Origin of the sequence: uncultured Succiniclasticum sp., from assembly GCF_902793885.1 — a bacterium.
In the GTDB taxonomy this organism is placed as follows: Bacteria; Bacillota; Negativicutes; order Acidaminococcales; family Acidaminococcaceae; genus Succiniclasticum.
This window is the reverse complement of record NZ_CADBFF010000004.1, coordinates 147,732-167,703: the sequence shown is the minus strand read 5'-3', so window position 1 is coordinate 167,703 and position 19,972 is coordinate 147,732. Positions and strand designations below refer to the sequence as shown.

15 protein-coding genes are annotated in these 19,972 nt (G+C 52.7%); 1 reads left to right on the top strand and 14 read right to left on the bottom strand.

The genetic code is table 11. The annotated features are described in order from the left end of the window. Together QZV31_RS03655 and QZV31_RS03650 are read right to left on the bottom strand one after the other, a co-directional pair. Nucleotides 1–2,722, bottom strand: a 2,722-nt coding sequence (locus tag QZV31_RS03655) for an ESPR-type extended signal peptide-containing protein (RefSeq protein ID WP_295358230.1), incomplete at its 3' end; no start/stop codon positions are given. A gap of 319 nt (nucleotides 2,723–3,041) precedes the next feature. Then, nucleotides 3,042–4,364, bottom strand: coding sequence for a sensor histidine kinase (locus QZV31_RS03650; RefSeq protein WP_295358226.1), 1,323 nt, complete (start codon nucleotides 4,362–4,364; stop codon nucleotides 3,042–3,044). A 161-nt stretch (nucleotides 4,365–4,525) separates the two neighbouring features. Between QZV31_RS03650 and QZV31_RS03645 the strand changes: the two genes are divergently transcribed. Then, on the top strand, nucleotides 4,526–5,230 hold the full coding sequence (locus QZV31_RS03645) for a LytTR family DNA-binding domain-containing protein (RefSeq protein WP_295358223.1): 705 nt from the start codon (nucleotides 4,526–4,528) through the stop codon (nucleotides 5,228–5,230). A gap of 61 nt (nucleotides 5,231–5,291) precedes the next feature. Here the strand turns inward: QZV31_RS03645 and QZV31_RS03640 are convergent, their stop codons facing one another. From QZV31_RS03640 to QZV31_RS03585, 12 genes are all read right to left on the bottom strand, one after another. Beyond that, nucleotides 5,292–6,464, bottom strand: a complete 1,173-nt coding sequence (locus QZV31_RS03640) for a S41 family peptidase (RefSeq protein WP_295358220.1) — start codon at nucleotides 6,462–6,464, stop codon at nucleotides 5,292–5,294. A gap of 125 nt (nucleotides 6,465–6,589) precedes the next feature. Continuing rightward, nucleotides 6,590–7,726 (bottom strand): peptidoglycan DD-metalloendopeptidase family protein, encoded by a 1,137-nt coding sequence (locus QZV31_RS03635; protein ID WP_295358217.1) that lies wholly within the window; start codon nucleotides 7,724–7,726, stop codon nucleotides 6,590–6,592. A gap of 13 nt (nucleotides 7,727–7,739) precedes the next feature. Continuing rightward, complete coding sequence (gene ftsX / locus QZV31_RS03630; protein ID WP_295358214.1) at nucleotides 7,740–8,627, bottom strand: permease-like cell division protein FtsX; 888 nt, start codon at nucleotides 8,625–8,627, stop codon at nucleotides 7,740–7,742. Then, entirely contained in the window at nucleotides 8,611–9,303 is a 693-nt protein-coding gene (gene ftsE, locus QZV31_RS03625) for a cell division ATP-binding protein FtsE (protein ID WP_295358213.1), read from the bottom strand. The genes ftsX and ftsE overlap by 17 nt, the downstream gene beginning before the upstream one ends. Nucleotides 9,304–9,404: 101 nt before the next feature. Then, nucleotides 9,405–10,499: a polysaccharide pyruvyl transferase CsaB gene (gene csaB / locus QZV31_RS03620; protein WP_295358210.1), complete on the bottom strand. Its 1,095-nt coding sequence runs from the start codon at nucleotides 10,497–10,499 to the stop codon at nucleotides 9,405–9,407. Then, nucleotides 10,492–12,642 (bottom strand): DUF5693 family protein, encoded by a 2,151-nt coding sequence (locus QZV31_RS03615; RefSeq protein WP_295358207.1) that lies wholly within the window; start codon nucleotides 12,640–12,642, stop codon nucleotides 10,492–10,494. The genes csaB and QZV31_RS03615 overlap by 8 nt, the downstream gene beginning before the upstream one ends. 60 nt (nucleotides 12,643–12,702) lie before the next feature. Beyond that, nucleotides 12,703–13,828, bottom strand: a protein-coding gene (prfB, locus tag QZV31_RS03610) for a peptide chain release factor 2 (protein ID WP_366508682.1) whose coding sequence is annotated in 2 segments (ribosomal slippage) — nucleotides 12,703–13,758 and nucleotides 13,760–13,828 — 1,125 coding nt in all. Because the reading frame shifts where the segments join, the coding sequence is not laid out codon by codon here. A 109-nt stretch (nucleotides 13,829–13,937) separates the two neighbouring features. Next, complete coding sequence (gene secA, locus QZV31_RS03605) at nucleotides 13,938–16,475, bottom strand: preprotein translocase subunit SecA (protein WP_093729445.1); 2,538 nt, start codon at nucleotides 16,473–16,475, stop codon at nucleotides 13,938–13,940. Between the two features lie 242 nt (nucleotides 16,476–16,717). Further along, complete coding sequence (gene raiA / locus QZV31_RS03600) at nucleotides 16,718–17,269, bottom strand: ribosome-associated translation inhibitor RaiA (RefSeq protein WP_093729197.1); 552 nt, start codon at nucleotides 17,267–17,269, stop codon at nucleotides 16,718–16,720. Nucleotides 17,270–17,513: 244 nt separating this feature from the next. Further along, entirely contained in the window at nucleotides 17,514–18,251 is a 738-nt protein-coding gene (locus QZV31_RS03595) for an amino acid ABC transporter ATP-binding protein (protein WP_295358196.1), read from the bottom strand. After that, entirely contained in the window at nucleotides 18,248–18,904 is a 657-nt protein-coding gene (locus QZV31_RS03590; RefSeq protein ID WP_295358193.1) for an amino acid ABC transporter permease, read from the bottom strand. The genes QZV31_RS03595 and QZV31_RS03590 overlap by 4 nt, the downstream gene beginning before the upstream one ends. Before the next feature lie 265 nt (nucleotides 18,905–19,169). Further along, entirely contained in the window at nucleotides 19,170–19,943 is a 774-nt protein-coding gene (locus QZV31_RS03585; protein ID WP_295358190.1) for a basic amino acid ABC transporter substrate-binding protein, read from the bottom strand. Between the last annotated feature and the right edge of the window lie 29 nt (nucleotides 19,944–19,972).

The window sequence follows — 19,972 nt, the reverse complement described above, 5'->3', positions numbered from 1 at the left end:
ACGAATCCGCTGCCTTCGCCGTGCTTCCTACAATATCGCCACCGCTATCTTTGCCGCCGCGACCGATTGCAATCGAATTCGTGCCAATCGCTACGGAATCTAATCCAACTGCCAGTGAATTCGTCGCAGTACTTGCTGTCTCGCCGCCCAACAACGCTATCGAATAGGGCGCATTGGTCAGGGAAGGTTTGAAATAATCGGAATCTGGTCGGCTTGCATCGTATGCGCCGCCGAGAGCAACCGAATTGATTGCGTTGATATCGTCTTGTTTTCGAGTTATGCCACCTAATACCGCCACTGAATAGTCGGCCTGTGCTTCTGTATTAGTATTGACGGCAGAATCAGCACCTGATGAACTATTAACGCCTACCGCACCGATGGCCGTAGAGTAATCGCCTGTGGCTTGCGCTCCGTTGCCCCACGCCGTCGCACCGCTGCCGCTGGCTACCGTTCCAACGCCAAAGGCGGTGGAATAGTCGCCTTCGGCTTTCGTGTCTTTACCCCAGGCGGTGGCATAGACGCCCTGCACCGTTCCATTCGTTGATAACTCCTTATAAGCTTCATCATAGCTTACATAAATTTGACCAGGTAACCCATTACTACCCGAATTACCGTATTCATCTACAATATGGTACTGTCCCTCTTGTTCTCCTCCTTTTATAATAAAAACATCTCGACCTGCATATGTCCACTTGCCTGCTTTCGTATTGTTGCCCCAGGCGGTAGCACCTTCCGTCAGCGCTACTGTCTCACTGCCGAACGCGGTGGAAGTCCTGCCTCCGGCTGCTGTTTTATTACCCCAGGCGGTAGCGATTTTGCCGCCGGCTATAGTGTTATCACCAAAAGCTGTGGATTTATCATTAATTGCTTCTGTGTTGAATCCCCAGGCCGTGGAATAATCGCCTGTAGCTTTCGCTTTGCGACCCCACGCGGTAGCGTCGGTCCCTTCGGCTACCGTTTCAACGCCAAAGGCGGTAGAATGTGCGCCCTTCGCTTCCGACAGTAAACCAAAAGCAGTCGCGCCATACCCGCCGGTGATCTTGCCTTCACGCGCAATCTCATTCATTGCCGCTTCTTCGGTGTCGAAAGGGGAAAAATATAGTTCTTTGTTAGGATCGGCAGCCTCAACAATTACATACTTAAGACCTGTGTCAGTATTTTTAGTGATAATCTTCGCTTCCGTCCAGTCATTATTATTATAAGGATCCCTATATTTTAACGACGTCACCGCTGCCGTTGTTGTATTATTACCAAACGCCGTGGAATAATCGCCTTCGGCTTTCGTGCCGTAACCCGACGCCGTTGCACCTTTGCCACTGGCAGTTGTACTATTACCCCACGCGGTAGCGCCGGTTCCTTCGGCTACCGTTTGAACGCCAAAAGCGGTGGAGTGCGCGCCCTTAGCTTCCGACAGCAAACCGAAAGCTGTCGCGCCATACCCGCCGGTGATTGTGGCATTCTGCAAAAGATATTTCATTGCCGCATCTTCGGTATCGAAATAGGACTCATATATTTGGTTGTCAGGATTGGAAGCGTCAACAATTGCATATTTTGTTTCAGTTTGGAACTCGGTATCAGAAGGTTCCCCCGTCTCTGGATTTATTAATGGTATCGGGTTGCCGTGTTCGTCCAAAACCCTAACCTGTTCAGATACGACCTTCGCTTCCGTCCCATTATATTTTAACGATGTCACCGCCGCCGTTTTTGTATAATTACCAAAGGCAGTGGAGTAATCGCCTGCAGCTTGTGTTCCGTTACCCCAGGCAGTGGAATAGACACCATTCACCTTTCCATTCGCTGCCAACCAATTATAAGCGTCAATATAATCATTTTCACCGTTATGTATTTGTTCACCGGTAACTGCATCTACAATTTCGTACATTTCACTTCCATTATGTACATCTGTATATGGTTGAATAACCAACGCATCGTGAACAACACTATTATCATCGGTATAGGTCCACCGGCCGGCTTTCGTATTGTTGCCCCAGGCGGTGGCGCCTTCCATCAGCGCTGATGTCTCTTTGCCGTAGGCAGTAGAGGAATCACCTCCGGCAGTTGTTTTATGTCCCCAGGCGGTAGCTCTTTGGCCGCCGGCTGTTGTATTCTCACCGAAGGCTGTGGCTTGATGACTAAATGCTACTGTATCGGCTCCCCATGCCGTGGAGTTTACGCCGTAGGCAGTGGTACGGGAACCAAAGGCCGTCGCTTGATCGCCCTTGGCTGTTGCCTCATTACCCCAGGCTGTGGACCGAGGTGAACGGGCAACTGTGCTTTTCCCCCAAGCTGTTGCGTTTTCACCATTGGCTAGTGTATCTTGTCCCCAGTTGACATTCATATATCCATTAGAAGAACCGGAAGAACTAAAGTTTGTTTGAACAGTAAAGCCCTGTTCTATTGTGGTCTTATTATTATCACGTGTAATGCCTCCGATTTTTTCAATCAGCGGCTGGGTAACGCTGATTATTTTTTGATTTTCTGTTCCGTCGGTTATAGTAATGCCCTCACCCGCAACATAGGTTACTTCACCATCCGCCCAGGCCGAGGGCAGGCTGTAGCCGCCCACCAGGTACGCGCCCAACAGCAGCGTGCTCAGGACCCGGGCCGTCATCATGCGGCAGCCGCCCGCGCTTCCGCCTTTTGTGTGGCGTTTTGCCAGTTCGCTCACTACCACGTAGCAATGTTTCGTTTTGCTCCAGATCACTTTGTAAATTCGGTTCATGTTGCGCCTCCAGAATCTATTTCATTTTTATTTTATCTTTTGCTCTAGCTGTTGCACAACCTGCGATGAAACGCAACAGCTTCAGTTAGTTTCTTCTTATATTAATAAAAATCAGCATCCTGCACCTTAATTTTACCATGTGTTTTTATCATTTCAAGACAAGTAGTCGCGAAATGTAAGTTCATTTCGTGAACGTCACAAAATAGGAATCATTCTCAATAACAGAACCTGTTTTAGGCAAATGCGGGATAAAAAAACAGCACGGCCTGTCTCAGTGACAAACCGTGCCTGTGCAGTAAAATACGCATTCTTCAGCGGGTTACGTATCCGCCCAGTACATGAGCACCCGCACCCATCCGTCCTGCTGACGGAAATCGGTTTCCGCCCCGTACTTGCGGCAGAAGTCTCTCAGGGAAGCCATGCCCAGCCCGTGTCCTTTTTCTTCCGTAATAGGAAGCCCGTCTTCCCCAAAAACCAGCGGCGTATCGCAGCGGTTTTCCACGGACAGGATATACTGCGGCTGGTGGTATTGCAGGGACACGTTCAGCCCGCGCCGGTCTGCCGACTGCCGCATGTTGGCGATGATGGCGTTTTCCAGCACGTTGGACAGCAGGATCGCCAGGTCTTTTTCTTCCATGCTCAGCTGCGGCGGCAGCTTTACGGTATGCGTAACCGGTATCCCCTGCTCCTGGGCACGCTGAACATATACCCCCAGCGCCGCGTTGATGATGGGGTTCTGGCAGTACGTCGGTAGCGAGGCAGCCAGGATCTCCCCTTCTTGCGCTATAATCAGGTCGGCGGCCTTTTTCGTTTCGCCGCTTTCAATCAGCGACAGCAGCAGCCGGTTATAGTGCCGCAGGTCATGACGGATGCGCATGATCTCTTCCTGCCGTTCCCAGGTGAGCCGGGTGTAATCTTCCAGCGCGTTGATGCGCTGGTTCATCAGCAGGTAATTATTCTCTTCCCGGTCCTGTTCTTCCGTACGCCTCACCAGGATCACCATAAAACGGTAAAACAGGAATACCCAGAGGGACAGCATCAGCCGGGACAGATGGTCGTTCCAGTTGTAGACGATCCGGTCGTCGGCCAGCAGCATCATATGGCTGAGCCCCAGGCCCAGGGGCAAGAGCGCCATATATAATCCGGTCCGTTTCTCCGCAAACAGATACGGCGGAGGCAGCAGGTTACGGAAAAAATGCCGCGCCAACGGCAGGGTCAGCGCAAAAACCAGCAGATAAAACACCGTATGCAGCGCCAGATACTGCTGCACGCCGGTGATGGGCAGCGGCAGCTCCGATGTCAGCGTGTTGCTGGCCGCGTGGATGAAGAGCGCCCACATCAGCTGCATGCTGATCACAAACAAATGCTGCAGCCATCGCTGCCTGATCAGATAAACTGATACGAAAACATAAAGAAGAAAGCCCGTATACATGACCAGCTTGTAGGTAAAGACGTTCAGGCCTTTTGCCGTAAACAGGGCCATGTAAGCCGCCGTTTGCAATGCCGCCACTACGGCGAAACAGTGCCAGAGGTATTTTTCCGTTACGGCTGATAATTCTCCTTTGAACGGCAGGTAACGGAGCCACGCGCCCAAAAGCTGGATCATGGTAACCGCCAGCGCCAGTCCGATGCAAGTTTCCATAATGGGTACCTTCCGTATCGTTTTGTGTCAGCTGTATCACAGCCGGATGCCGTTTCGGTTAAAAAAACATAATAATATTGTAAAATTTTATCCCGCAACAGCCATCTTTATAGTATAATTATAATATAGTAGCAATATGAAATGCAAGAAGGGATGTTGTTATGCGAATCGCCATTGTGGAAGACGACCGGATCGATATGAGCCAGCTGCGCCGCACGCTGGAAGCATTTGGTACGGAACACGGAATGCAGTTTGAATTTAATACTTTTTCTTCCGGCGAAGCGTTCCTGGCAGCTTTTTCCGCCGGAAAATATGAAATGATATTTTTTGACAACTACATCGGGGAAACGCTGGGCATCACCCTGGCACGGCATGTGAGGGAGACCGATACGGAAGCGGCGCTGGTGTTTGTGACCATGAGTCCGGACTTTGCCGTAGAAAGCTTCGATATCGGCGCGCTGCATTACATTATGAAACCCGTCACCCGGGAGGGGATCGCCAAAGTGTTTGACCGCTGGAAGGCAGGCCGCAATACGCCCGGCCCCATGGTCGAACTGGTGATAAACCGCGTGCCGGTACACATCCCCGCCGATTCCATCCAGTACATCCAATCGGCGGATAAATACTGTATCATCCATTGCCAGATGCAGGAACTGAAAGTCCATCTCCCCTTGGACAAACTGGCGGAGCAGCTGCCGACGGACAGGTTCCTGCGCCCCCATCGGAGTTATGCGATCAGCATGGACTATATCAAGCGCATGAACGATCATTGCTTCCTGCTGAAAAATGACAAGACGGTCCCCGTCAGCCGCCTGGCATGGGCCGAAGCAAAAAGCAAATATATGGAGTACCTGTTGAAGAAATAAAAACGATTACAACGAAAACGCGTGGCCTGTCCATGTATGGTTGGACAGGCCACGCTCTTTTTTATTTTTCCTTTTTTAATTCATCACGCAAGTACTCTTCCGCTTTATTCAGCTGCACGTCCACCGTCGCTTTTTCCGGCAGTTCGATTTCCACGTCCGGCGTGACGCCCACCTTGTGGATGGAACGCCCGGATGGCGTATAGTACATGGCGGTGGTCAGCTTCAGCCCGGTTTTTGTCGTAACATGGAACACAGACTGCACACAGCCCTTGCCGTATGTTTTGACCCCGAACAGTTTGCCGGCTTTGGTATCCTGTACCGCGGCGGATACGATTTCCGAAGCGCTGGCGCTGCCGTGGTCGATAAGGACTGCCAGGGGGTATTTCACCTTTTCCAGTTTGGATTCGTACACCTTGGTGTCGCCCTTTTTATCCGTAATGGAAACCACCGGCCCCTTGGGAACGATATAGTTGGACACTTTCACGCATTCCGTTAACAGGCCGCCGGGGTTATGGCGCAGATCCAGAAGGGTCGCCTGCATCCCTTCCTGTTCCAGCTTTTCATACGCTTTTTTAAACTCTTCCCCGGTATTTTCATTGAACATGGCGATGCGGATGTAGCCGATTTTGGAATCCGGCAGCATCCTGCCCGCCACAGACTGCACCTTGATGTCATCCCGCACGATGTCCGCCGTAAACTGCTGGCCGTTTTTGTGCTCCAGCAGCAGCTTGACGCTGGTTCCCTTTTTTCCGCGGATGGTGCTGACCACATCTTCCAGCGTGCGGCCTTTGGTATCCACGTCGTTCACCTTCAGGATCTTGTCGCCGGCTTCGATGCCCGCCTTCGCCCCGGGGGAGCCTTCCATGGGAGATACCACCACAAATTCCTTGTTTCGCTGGCCCAATACCACGCCGATACCTCCAAAGGTACCGTCCGTCATCTCGTTCAGGCGGGAAAAGCCTTTTTCATCCAGATATTCGGAATAGGGATCGTCCAGGCTTTCCACCAGGCCGTGCATGGCGCCCTCGAACAGCTTTTTGTCCGTATACTCTCCCACATAGCTGGAACGGATTTTCCCCAGCGTGTACAGGAACTGCAGCGTGCCCCCCGCGTTATGGGTCAGCTTATGCATACCCCAAAACACGCTGATGAGGGTCAGTGTCACGATTCCGATGACCAGGATCGGGAGCAGCCAGACATTGATGCTTATTTTTTTCTTGAACAGGTTTAACACGCAAATCCCCCCGCTTCAAACAGCAGAATAAAACATAAGACCGAAAAAGGAGGAAAGAAGACGAGTTCCTTCCTCCTGATTATACCCTTATTAAGGAGACCGTCACGGTAAGCTGCATCCACCGGTTACGGCAGATAGTTCAGCGGTTCCGTCACTTCCCCGTGCAGGCGTACCTCAAAGTGACAGTGGGGTCCGGTAGAATATCCGGTACTGCCTGCCAGTGCGATCACCTGTCCCTGGGATACCCGCTGGCCTTCGCTTACCGACAGGCTGGAGTTATGCCCGTAGATGGTAACCAGGCCGCCGCCGTGGTCGATCATGACCGCATACCCGTAGCCGCCCATCCAGCCGGAATATACCACCACGCCGGCTGCCGCCGCATGGATCGGCGTGCCGTAATCCACCCCGATGTCCATCCCGGAATGATACTTCCGGGTACCGAAGATGGGATGGACACGCCAGCCGTAATAGGAAGTAATCGTACCGGAGCAGGGCCATACAAAGGAACCGTTACCGCCGCCGGAGGGCATCACGGAAGCGGTTTCCAAGCCCTGCAACATGGATTTGATATTATCCGAGATCGCCAGCAGGCGGTCGTACTCCGCTTCGGACTTCCGTTTTTCTTCCTCTGCTTTGTACAGTTTCTGGGCCCGCTGTTCCCGCATGGCTTCCGCATCATTGCGTTTTTGTACCAAGGCGGCCTTATCCTTTTTGATTTCCGCCATCTGGGAATCCAGCAGGTTCTGCCGGCGCTGGATTTCCGCCGCTTCTTTCTCCACGATGGCGATCAGATCCAGATCGCTGCGGATGATCTTCTGCAACAGGTACATACGGGAAGCAAAATCACCAAAATCTTTGGCGCCCAGCAACACTTCCAGATAATTGATCTGGCCGTTCTCATAGATATCACGGAGACGGCGGCGGTAAATCCGCATCCGCCCTTCCATTTCCTCTTTCTTCTTGCTCAGTACGGCTGTATTTTCATCAATATCTTTCTGCAGCGCGTCCGCTTTTTTCTGCAGCTTGTCAATATCCTGCTGCAGGCGGCTCAGTTTGGCAACGATCTCGCCCAGGCTTTCTTTGGCCGCTGCGACTTTCAGTTTTGCCTTGTCTTTGTTTTCTTCCGCCACCTGCACATTATGCTGGGCCTTATCCAGTTCCTTCTGCTGCTTTTCCATTTCGGTGGCTGCCAAGGCAGGCAGCATGTTCAGCAGGAACAGCCATACGGCAAGCAGGACTGTGAAAACGTTACGTGATTTCATAGGACAGCCCCTCCTAAACCCGCAGGAATTTCTTCAGGGAAAGGTAACTGCCCAGGGCGCCGATCAGCGTACCGCAGGCCAGGATGAACAGGTCTGCGTACAACAGGGTCGGCCAGGACTGCAGGATGGGAAAAAACGCAAAGGTCGTGTGCAGCCTGCCGCTGAGACTGACATAGATCAGATCCACAATGGCGCAGGCTATGATGCCGCCCCCCAGTCCCAACGTCATGCCTTCCAGCATGAAGGGCCAGCGGATGAACCAGTCGGTGGCGCCCACGTATTTCATGATGACGACCTCACGCCGCCGTGCGAACACGGTAAGGCGTATGGTATTGATGATAATAAACAGGGTTGCAAAACAAAGGAACACGATCAGCACGGCGCCGCCGAGACGCAGCACCCGGGTCAGGGAAAACAGGTGCTCTACCACTTCCTGCCCGAACTTTGCGGTCTCCACCTTAGGCCAGTGTTCCACCTGGGAGGCCAGCGCTTTGATCCGTTCCGGCTTGTCTACCTGCACCTCAAAGGAAAAGGGAAAGGGATTGTCTTTCCCCAATGCTTTCAGCAGCGTCGCCTGATCCCCCAGGCGGTTCTTAAACCGGTCCATGGCCATGGCCTTGGTCACTTCCGTGACTTTTACCACGCCTTCCATCTTTTTGAGCTTTTCCCGTATATCGGCCACTTCTTCGCCGGTGGCGGTGTCCTCCAGATAGACCGTCATCTCCACCTGGCTTTCCAGGTATTTCGCCAGATTATCCGTATTCAGGTACATCAGCAGGAACATCCCCAGTACCAGAAGGGAAACAGCAACCGTAGAGATAGAAGCAAAGCTCATTATGCCGTTACGCTTAATGGATTTGCCTGTCTCACGGATAAAATATTCTTTACTGCTCAGACTCATATCCGTATACTCCGTTCAGTTCGTCGCGTACAATTTCGCCCTGTTCGATGGCGATGACCCGTTTGCCCATGCTGTCAACAATTTCCTTATCATGGGTCGCCATAATAATGGTCGTCCCCGTATTGTTGATCTCCTGGAAAATATCCATGATTTCCATACTGGTTTCCGGGTCCAGGTTTCCGGTAGGTTCGTCTGCGATCACCAGACTGGGGCTGTTGACAATCGCCCGGGCAATGGCAATTCGCTGCTGTTCCCCGCCGGACAGCTCGTTGGGTTTGGAATACGCCCGGCGGCGCAGACCCACCAGATCCAGTACGTTCATGACACGGCGCTTGATCTTCCGGTACGGCGCTTCAATAACCTGCATGGCAAAGGCCACATTATCATACACCGTACGGTCCGGCAGCAGGCGGTAATCCTGAAATATGATTCCCAGCTGACGCCGCAGGTACGGTACTTCTTTCGCAGTCAATTTTAAAATGTCCACATCGTTCAGGAGAATATTGCCGGAGGTGGGAAGCACTTCCCGGAACAGCATCTTGATAAACGTGGACTTACCGGCCCCGCTGGGCCCTACAATAAATACAAACTCTCCCTGTTCGATCCGGATGTTAATATTACGCAGCGCCACATTCCCGCCGGGATATGTTTTGCTGACATCAATCATTTCCAGCACTGGTAAAACTCCCTCCAAATCAGTACGGAGAAACGGATCCTCCGTTTTCTACATAATACTATACAACTTTTTGCGTACACTGTTTGCAAACTTATTGCGAACTATTGCTTATGCAACAGCGCAAAGGCTTTGGAAACTGTGCTTTGCGCCAGCTTCCGCATCGCCACAAGATGTTCCTCCTGCAGCTGGGGTTTGCGACCCCACAGTTTTTCCGCCGCCTCTGCTACTTTTCCGGCATCCAGTGTTTCCACCGTTCCCACAGCCTCTGTCCCAATGGCTTTCAGGAAGCTGTCCACCTTGGGATCGTAGGATATGGCCATCAGCGGCACTTTCATCACGGCCGCAAAGATCAGCGCGTGCAGCCGCATGCCGATCAGCAGCCGGAAGCTGCCGATGACGCTGAGGAATTCCTCGGTGGAATAATCCCCCTGGAGCAGGGCAACCCGGTTCCGGATTTTTGGAAGATAACTCTGCAGCAGCTTACTGTCTGCCAGATCTTTGGAAACCTGCAGCGGCAGAATGGCGATCTGAGCATTATACTCTTCGCTGAGTTTGCCCAGCGCCGCCGCAAGCTGTTTCAGGCAGCGCTGATTATCCGGCCATTCCCGCACGGAAACGCCGATGATCGGTTTGTAGGGATCCAGACCGGCTTCCGCCAGTATGGCTTTCCCCATCACTTTTGATTCCGGATTCAACATCAGCACCGGATCCGCCGTGACCTCCACTTTGGCAGCCGGAACGCCCATACGTGCCAGTTCTTCTGCCGAATCATGATCCCGCACCGTGATCACGTCCGCCCGGTTCACTACCAGACGGGTCAGCAGCCGCATGAGCCGGCTGCGGATCGGACCGATGCCCTGGGCGAACAGCATGACCTTCTTCCGTTTCCATTTTGCCGCCGCAATCACGGAAAGGTAATAGGCAAGACTGCGCTTACTGGTCACGTCCTGCAACAGGCTGCCGCCGCCACTGATGACCAGATCTGCCTCGCGGATAGCCCGCAGCAGCCGCACCGCCGCAAAACGGTACAGGGATTTGACCTGATGTTTAGCAATTGTATTTCCCGGATTTCCGGAAATCACGGTAATATCCACCGTCGGCTCGACCGCGCGCAAAGCGGCCAGAATCGCCGTCAGCAGCGCCTCGTCGCCGGCGTTATTGAATCCGTAATAACCGGAAATTACGATTTTACTCATTAAGTGTGAATCTCCTCAGCCATGGTTTGACATATGGCATTAAAACTGATACTGCGATTACCGCTATGATTCCCAGAACAGAACCCAGCAGATAGCCGTCTGCCGCACGGATGTAGCTCATCATGGCCGGCGTGCGCATATGGCAGAAGGTCTGCACCAGGGAACCCTGCCCGATGACAGCCCCCAGCACCAGCGCCAGTTTGCACCAGTTAGGCGCCATGCGGTATGCGGCCAGTACGGCCAGGAAGAAGGCCGGATGACCAATCATGAATTCTTTTTCCCGGGGACGGGCATACATGACCTCTTCCAGGAAGAGACGCAGTTTGATTTCGATGGCGGGCACCGGCACGCCGCCGGTATGGCCGCTGCGGCCTACAAAGATGTAAGCCACGAACAGCAGCACGCCTAATATGACAAAATGTCCCAGTGTGAGACGGGTCTTACAAATCTGTACCAGCTGGGAAAACAGGTCCGCCACGTTTTCCCCCGGGTTCCGGAAAATGCTGTACTGCCGTAAAAACAGCAGCAGGGTCAGCAGCACCGGCATAATAAAGGTAAGCTTTACCCCGCGGTAAATATCCGCTTCCAGCATAAAGCGCAGGTCGCCCATGATGGAACCGTTCAGGGTGGCGCCGATCAGGGAAAGGGCAATGGCCAGGGCCAGCTGCCATAAAGCGGTAACGATGACGCCGGCGGTTGATTTCGTATCTGTTTTTATCGTATCCCACAGGGTCAGCATCACGCTCATGGAAAGGACCGGATACAGTACCGCCGATACAAAGGCCAGCCCCTGCCGGACCGACAGGCCGCGCCCCATGAACAGGCTGTACGCGGTAAGCAGCATGCCGAAAATCACCAGCAGATACTGCTTCGTGCCTTTACAGGATGGCAGAATCATGCCCATATATAACGCCAGCGCCGCCCAGGCGCCCAACGCCACTACCAGCAAAGCTTTCCGGTCCGGGTCATACGAACCGGAAAAGCCCGGATTACCGTTGGCGGAAGCAGGCGCAGCCTCACCCGGTTTCTGGAACACGCCGGCCACACCGATCTTGTAGCCGCGGCCTTTCACCTGCTGGGTGATCTTCCGCATATAGTCCAGGTTCAGGTCAATGATGTCCACGCCGTTCTGGGGTTTTAAGAATAAACGCACATAATTCACGCGGATGTTCCGCTCCTCATCCGCCAGCGCCCAGCGCCGCAACGCGTCCGGCATCATCAGCTTGCTGTTTTCCTGGGCGTCGATGTTCAGCACCCGCACCGCATTGTTGTCCACACTGCGGAGCAGGGCGTCCAGTCCCGCAAATTTGGCAAACTGCAGCTGGGTCACATGCTCCAGCAGACCCAGGCGGATATTCCGTTCCTTCAGTTTCTTTCCCATATACCCGATATCGGCAGGAAAACCGATTACGTCCGTGCCGCAGGGAATATAGGTAGTCACCTGCACGCCGGATTTATCGATCCGGGCAAAGAGGCTGTCCACGCCTTTTTGTGTATACGGCAGATAGTTTTGCGGACGTACCGCAACATAAAAGCCTTTTTCCTGCACTTCCCGCAACTCTTTCACGGACAGGCCCAGCGGCGCCTGCATCATAGGCGTCTTGGCCCGGTAATCCGGTTCCAGCAGCAGCCGGGAGTCGCCCTTTACTTCCAGAATTTCCGGAGTCTGGCTGAAGGGTTTTACCCGTTCTGCACCGTAACGCAGGAACAGGTCTTCTTTCACTTCGTTCCAGGCTTCTTCGTCATGGCCCCGGGTCACATATACCGCATCCGGATCCAAAGCCGGCGAAGCAAGGATCGCGTCAAAATCGCCCCGGTGCACACCGGCAGCCGCCTTTTGCAGCACATCCCCCGGCATGGCGGAGATTCGCTTTTCCCTGTCCAGCCGTTCCAGCGTGGTGTCGTAGACGATCAGCGTGGTCACACCGGCGTCTTTAAACTGCTGCAGCAGTTTTTCGCTGCTGTAGCCTTCCCGCTGGGCCATCATCAGGCTTCCCTGATAATCCAGGGTCTGTTCCACCGTATCATTGCGTTTTTCAATGCCGACGCGGATCTGCATCAGATACAGCGCCGCACAGAATGCAACGGCAATGCACAGGACCAATATGGGGTTGTAACGTTCTTTCCAATTCGGTACGCTCATTCTTTTTCCCTGCACGACGGAAAGCGGCGTATATCTCACGGCATACGTCGCTGTCGCTGATTATATTTGTTTTGCCGCCAGTCTCCTGGCTTCATATTCCTGCCGCAGATAGGCTTCCACAAAAGGCCGCAGGTCTCCGTCCATCACCCCGTCCACATTGGAGGTTTCGTACGTGGTGCGGTGGTCCTTCACCATCGTATACGGCTGGAACACATAGGAACGGATCTGGCTGCCCCATTCAATGGCCTGGTAATCCCCGGCCAGGTCGCTGATCTTGGCGTCCCGTTTTGCCTTTTCAAAGGCATACAGTTTACCGCGCAACATCTGCAGCGCTTTCTCGCGGTTCTGGATCTGGCTGCGTTCGTTCTGGCACTGCACCACGATACCGGTAGGCAGGTGGGTCATGCGTACGGCGGAAGAAGTCTTGTTGACGTGCTGTCCGCCGGCGCCGCTGGCCCGGTACACGTCCACACGCACTTCATCCATGTTGATTTCCACATTGACCGTGTCGTCCAGTTCCGGCATCACATCCACGGCGGAAAAAGACGTGTGACGGCGCGCATTGGCATCAAAGGGCGAAATGCGCACCAGACGGTGCACACCCTTTTCGCTTCGGAAAAAGCCATAGGCATTGTGTCCGTTGATCTGCAGGGTCGCGCTCTTGACGCCCGCTTCATCCCCGGCCAGATAATCCAGCATTTCCACCTGGTACCCGTTCCGTTCCGCAAAACGGGTAAACATGCGCAGCAGCATGGAGGTCCAGTCCTGGGCTTCCGTTCCGCCGGCGCCTGCATGCAGGGTCAGGATGGCGTTGTTGGCGTCATACTCTTCCGACAACAGCATGCCCAGCTCCAGATGGTGCAGATTTTCTTTGATTTTAGTCAGGTTTTCGTCCAGTTCCGGAATCAGGGACTCGTCCTGTTCTTCCGCTGCCATCTCCTGCAGCACTTCCAGGTCGTCCAACCCCGTTTCCAGCGCTTTGTATTCATCAACTTCCGATTTTAACCCATCCACCTCTTTGGTGATCCTGGATGCTTTTTCCGGATCATCCCAGAAGGACGGTTCCCCCATGAGATGTTCCAGTTCCCCTATTTTTTCTTCTTTGCTGGGGATGTCAAAGAGATCCCCTCATTTCGTCCAGTTTTTTCTTGAGAGCAGCGATCTCGGGTCTGTATTCTTCAAGCAGCAACTTTCTCACATCCTTTACCGGTTATTTTGCAGCTTTGCTCCTGAAAACGGCAAAGCCTGATCTGACATTGCCCAAATTCCTGTGGAAGCAACAGCCAATCCTTTATTTATTTCCCTTTTCCGCAGCAGTTTTTATATTTTTTGCCGCTGCCGCAGGGACAGGGGTCGTTCCGTCCGATTTCCGGCCCTTTATTCACCACCGGCTCTTTTACGGCTTCGCCGTCCGCGGTATCTACCGTCGGGTTGTTCATGGTAGCGTTTTCCAGCGGATCATCCATGGTCATCATCGGCTGGGATACTACGTTGACCCGGTACATGTATTTCACCACGTCATCTTCGATGGCTTCGATCATCGCCTCGAACATATCGAAAGCTTCAAACTTATATTCCACCAGCGGATCCTTCTGGCCGTATGCCCGCAGGCCCACGCCTTCACGCAGCATATCCATGGCGTCCAGATGTTCCATCCAGTGGTTGTCCACAACCTTCAGCATAACCAGGTTTTCCAGTTCCCGCATGATCTCGGGGCTGATTTCCTCTTCCCGGCTGGCGTAAATGTCATCCGCCAGTTTATGCAGGTATTCGCCGATTTCATCCCGGCCCAGGTCTGCCAGTTTTTCTTCCTTCAGTTCCCCAAAGGGTGCAAAGTACTCTTCACAGTAGCGCACCAGATTCTTCAGATCCCAGTCTTCCGAATAGGATTCCGGAGGACAGTACATGCTCATGGCCCGGTCCACGATCTTGTGGGTGAATTCCATCACGGTGGAACGCAGGTCTTCCTGATCCAGCACCTTGCGGCGTTCCTTGTAGATAACCTCGCGCTGCTGGTTCATAACGTCGTCGTACTCCAGCACCATCTTACGGATGTTGAAGTTGCGTTCTTCTACTTTCTTCTGGGCATTTTCAATGGAACTGGTAACGATCTTGTTTTCAATAGGCTCGTCTTCTTCCATGCCCAGCTTGTCCATCATGCCCTTGATCTTGTCGGAACCGAACAGACGCATCAGGTCGTCTTCCAGGGACAGATAGAACCGGGAAGAACCGGGATCGCCCTGGCGGGCGCAACGGCCACGTAACTGGTTGTCGATACGGCGGCTTTCATGCCGTTCCGTGCCCAGGATGTGCAGGCCACCCTTTTCGGCCACGCCTTCGCCCAGCACGATATCGGTACCGCGGCCGGCCATGTTGGTAGCGATGGTAACCTGCCCGGGCTGGCCGGCATCCGCTACGATCATAGCTTCTTTTTCATGATATTTGGCGTTTAATACGTTATGGGGAATGCCCTGCTTCTTCAGCAGCGCGCTCAGATCTTCGGACTGGGTGATGGAAGTGGTACCCACCAGCACCGGCTGTCCGGACTTGTGCAGTTCCACAATCTCTTTCACGACCGCCCTGTACTTGGCCGCCTTGGTCTTGTAGATCACGTCCGGATAATCGGTACGGATCATAGGCTTGTTGGTAGGAATCACGATAACATCCAGGCCGTAGATCTTCTGGAATTCCTGTTCTTCCGTCTTGGCCGTACCGGTCATACCGGCCAGCTTTTTGTACATACGGAAATAATTCTGGAATGTGATGGTAGCCAGCGTCTGGCTTTCGCGCTGTACCACCACGCCTTCCTTGGCTTCAATGGCCTGATGCAGGCCTTCAGAGTAACGGCGCCCGTACATGAGACGTCCGGTAAATTCGTCGACGATGATGACCTCTCCGTCTTTCACCACATAATCCCGGTCGCGGATCATCAGGGTCTTGGCCTTGATGGCGCACATGATATGGTGTGAGAAGTCCACGCCGTGCTCTGTGTCGTACAGGTTGCTGACGCCCAGCGCCTTTTCCGCTTTGGCGATACCTGCCTCGGTAGGCGCAACCTGTTTTTGCTTTTCGTCAACGGTATAATCTTCGCCCTCTTTCATGTTGGCCACGATACGGGCAATGACTTTATAGAGATCCGCGGACTTTTCGCCGGGGCCGGAAATAATCAGCGGGGTACGGGCTTCGTCGATCAGGATGGAGTCCACTTCGTCCACGATGCAGTAATTCAGTTCCCGCTGCACCATCTGGTCCTTGTCCACCACCATGTTGTCACGAAGGTAGTCAAAACCGAACTCGTTGTTGGTGCCGTAGGTAATATCCGCCTGGTACGCAGCCTTCCGTTCCGGGAAGTCGATCTCGTGTACGATCAGGCCGACGGACAGGCCCAGGAAATTATAGATACGGCCCATATCGATACTGTCGCGGCGGGCCAGATAATCGTTGACGGTGACCACATGAACGCCCTTGCCGGTCAGCGCATTCAGGTACACCGGCAGGGTCGCCACCAGGGTCTTGCCTTCACCGGTACGCATTTCCGAAATCTTGCCCCGGTGCAGCACCACGCCGCCGATCAGCTGCACATCAAAATGCCGCATGCCGGTCACGCGCTTGGACGCTTCCCGCACCACCGCAAACGCTTCCGGCAGAATGTCGTCAAGGGTCTCTCCTTTTTGCAGACGCAGCTTGAATTCCGACGTCTTCGCCTGCAGGTTGGCGTCGCTCATCCGCTCCATGTCCGGTTCCAGCGCGTTGATCTTATCCACGATCGGCCGGATATTTTTCAATTCCTTTTCATTAGGATCTCCGAATATCTTCTTTATTAAACCTTCCAGCAAATTCATCACTCCTTAACTTATACTGAACAATTCTGTTTACTCTTTTATCTTCGCAATCCGCTTCCTGCATTTTGCATAAAGCAAACAAATATCCATTATTGTCTATCATAAAATTTTAACAGAAAGTACAGCAAAAGTCAAAAAAACACGGCCGTTTCTGCGTAATACTTTGTGAAGTTTACGTGAATAATAGAAAAGACGCAGGACAGGTACTGTCCTGCGCCCTATCTGTATGTATTTTATTCCAGTTTCGGCTCCAGCAAGCCGTAATTTCCGTCTTTACGCCGATACACCACGCTTACCCCGCCGAAATCCGGATCAAAGAACACGAAAAAGTCGTGATTCAGCAGATTCATCTGCAGGATTGCTTCTTCCGGCGTCATGGGATTCATGGTGAAGCTCTTGCTGCGGATAATCCGGAATTCTTCTTCCGTCTCTGCCTGGGCCGGCACAGGCTCAGCAGCCGGTGCTGCTTCTGCCGGGAGCTCCCGGAAATTATTGTATTTCCGTTTCATCAGCTTGGTCTTATATTTGTGTACCTGCCTCTCAATCTTTTCAATGACAAGATCGATGGACGAATACATATCTTTCGTCGATTCCTGGGCCCGCAACAGGATGCCCTTGGCCGGAACGGTAATTTCCGCAATATGATTGCCGTTTTCTACCTTAAGAACCGCGGTGATATCTCCCACCGCCTTAAACTGCCTGGTTACCTTGTCGATCTTTTTCTCCACATACGCTTTCACTGCCGGTGATACAACGGTGTTTCTTCCTTTAACAATAATGGCCATACTGAGTCCTCCTTGAACGTCCAAGGTGTTACTTGGTTATTACAGGCTCCGGATCCGAAAGCCGCGGCCGTTTTGTTACCGATCTGTACAGCCTCCTCTTTGCGATTCCTGTCCGCTGGGTTTCGTCCCCGTTGTCCGTTGTATATTCATTCGACACGCAGCGTTTTATTCCTGTATGCAACGTAAGATTTCTAACTTTTTTCACTTTTTCATACAGAATTGCAAATTTCGTTACAACTCCGCATTATAAAATCTTGGACAGGAAGCTCTGGGTCCTGGGATTCTGGGGATGGTCGAACACCTGCTCCGGCGTTCCCTCTTCCACAATGTAGCCTCCATCCACGAACAGCACCCGGTCGCCCACTTCTTTGGCAAACCCCATTTCGTGGGTCACCACCACCATGGTCATGCCTTCCTTGGCCAGCTGCTTCATAACTTCCAGCACTTCGTTGATCATTTCCGGATCCAGTGCCGAAGTCGGCTCGTCAAACAGCATGGCTTTAGGTTTCATGCACAGAGCCCGGGCGATGGCCACACGCTGCTGCTGCCCACCGGAAAGCTGGTCCGGATAATTATTCGCCTTTTCCGCCAGCCCGACTTTCTTCAGATACATCATAGCCAGCTCTTCCGCTTCCTTCCGACCCATGTTCCGCACCTTCCTGGGAGCCAGCACCAGGTTTTCCAGCACCGTCATATGGGGGAACAGGTTAAAACGCTGGAACACCATGCCCACTTCCTTGCGGACTTCATTGATATTCGCTTTCCCGTCCAGGGGGATGTTGTCAAACACGATTTCCCCGCCCGTGGGTACTTCCAGATAATTGATGCAGCGCAATAAGGTGGACTTGCCGCTGCCGGAGGGCCCGATGATGACCACCACTTCTTTTTCTTTGATGTTAAGGTCAATACGCTTCAGTACATGAAGGTCGCCGAAGCTCTTCTGCAGACCTGTAATTTTTATAATATCCTGTCGTTCTGTCATTTCGTATCAAACTTCCTTTCCAGGATGCCGGTAAGCCGGGCTACCGTAAAAGTCAGGATCAGGTACATGATCGCCACCGCCATCCAGATTTCAAAGGACGCATAGGTGCGGGCAATGATCAGCTGGCCCCGGCGAGTCAGTTCTTCAAAGCCGATTACGGATACCAGGGAGGAATCCTTCAGCATGGCGATGAATTCGTTGCCCAGGGGAGGGATGATGCGCTTGAAGGCCTGGGGCAAAATAATATAGCGCATGGTCTGCCACCAGGTCATGCCCAGGCTGCGCCCGGCTTCCATCTGACCCACGTCAATAGACTGGATACCGCCGCGGAACACTTCCGCCACATAGGCGCCACTGTTGATGGAGCAGGCAGAGATGGCTGCGAAGAAGGCGTCCACCCGGCTCCCGATGATACTGGGCAGCGCAAAATACACCAGGAAAATCTGGATCAGAAGCGGCGTGCCCCGGATAAAATCCACATACACATTGCCCAGCCAGCGTAAAACTTTAACATCAGACAGTCGCGCCAGCGCTACTATGATACCGATCAGCATACCGAAAAACACGCTGAGCGCCGTAATTTCCACCGTAATACCGGCCCCCGCTATCAACAGCGGTATCGCGCTTTTTATCAATTCAATATTCATGTCCATAAAGCAAATCCTTCTTATTTTTTGTATTTTTTTGCACAACCATAACACAGATCCGTCCGAAGGAAAGGAATGCTATGCAACGCCGGATACGGTTTATTCCCGCAGTTGTACTGCACACAGAAGATCCGTACAGAACCGGCTTTGCATGTATTATACTACATAAATAAAAAATACAAAAGGGAATTTTATGCAAAACTCCCTTTTGTTTATCAATATGCATTCAATTGCCTGCGCTGTGATAATGACCGACTTGCAACAACACGGCTTATTTTTTCACGGCGCCGAACCATTTTGCATAAATCTTGTCATATTCGCCGTTCTTCTTCAGATCCAGCAGGGCCTTGTTGATATCCTTTGTCAGCGGGCTGTTTTTCTTCAGGGACAGGCCGTAAGACTCAGCTTCCATGGTGTCGCCTACGATCTTGGCATAGTCTTTGCCGCCGCCGGTAGCCAGGAAGTATTCCGCTACGGGCTTATCGATGATAACCGCTTCCACGCCCTTGTTCTTTAATTCCAGGAAAACTTCCGCGTTGGTGTTAAAGTTCTTCACTTTGGCGCCGGGAACTTTGGCCGCCCGTTCTGCGCCGGTGGTACCGATCTGTACCGCGATGCCTTTGTTGTTCAGTTCATTGATACCCTTTACCGCCGTGTTGTCCTTGTTTACCACAACCACCAGACCGGCTACATAATAGGGATCGCTCATGTCAACAGCTTTCTGACGGTCCGGAGTGATGCTCATGCCCGCGGCAGCCACATCGATATTGCCTGCGTTCAGGGCAGGGATCAGGGCATCAAAGCCCATGTTCAGGATTTCCACTTTCATATTCAGCTGCTTGCCGATGGCGCGGATCAGATCCATATCGAAACCGTCAAATTCCTTGCTGCCGTCTTTCTGGAATTCAAAAGGAGCAAAGGTAGGTTCCGTACCTACCCGCAGCACTTTGGGAGCCTCGGCTTTTTTCTTTTCTCCGCCGCCGCAGCCGGCTGCCATCATAACCACCATAACCATTGCCATCAATAACATAAAGGTCTTTTTCATTTTCAGTATCTCCTTACATATCAGTTTTA

Excerpts from the sequence above, each read along its gene's own strand:
- raiA (WP_093729197.1), bottom strand. The coding sequence starts at position 17,269 with ATGGCCATTATTGTTAAAGGAAGAAACACCGTTGTATCACCGGCAGTG.
- QZV31_RS03585 (WP_295358190.1), bottom strand. The coding sequence starts at position 19,943 with ATGAAAAAGACCTTTATGTTATTGATGGCAATGGTTATGGTGGTTATG.
- QZV31_RS03650 (WP_295358226.1), bottom strand. The coding sequence starts at position 4,364 with ATGGAAACTTGCATCGGACTGGCGCTGGCGGTTACCATGATCCAGCTT.
- QZV31_RS03590 (WP_295358193.1), bottom strand. The coding sequence starts at position 18,904 with ATGGACATGAATATTGAATTGATAAAAAGCGCGATACCGCTGTTGATA.
- csaB (WP_295358210.1), bottom strand. The coding sequence starts at position 10,499 with ATGAGTAAAATCGTAATTTCCGGTTATTACGGATTCAATAACGCCGGC.
- ftsX (WP_295358214.1), bottom strand. The coding sequence starts at position 8,627 with ATGAGTCTGAGCAGTAAAGAATATTTTATCCGTGAGACAGGCAAATCC.
- QZV31_RS03645 (WP_295358223.1), top strand. The coding sequence starts at position 4,526 with ATGCGAATCGCCATTGTGGAAGACGACCGGATCGATATGAGCCAGCTG.
- QZV31_RS03615 (WP_295358207.1), bottom strand. The coding sequence starts at position 12,642 with ATGAGCGTACCGAATTGGAAAGAACGTTACAACCCCATATTGGTCCTG.
- QZV31_RS03595 (WP_295358196.1), bottom strand. The coding sequence starts at position 18,251 with ATGACAGAACGACAGGATATTATAAAAATTACAGGTCTGCAGAAGAGC.
- QZV31_RS03635 (WP_295358217.1), bottom strand. The coding sequence starts at position 7,726 with ATGAAATCACGTAACGTTTTCACAGTCCTGCTTGCCGTATGGCTGTTC.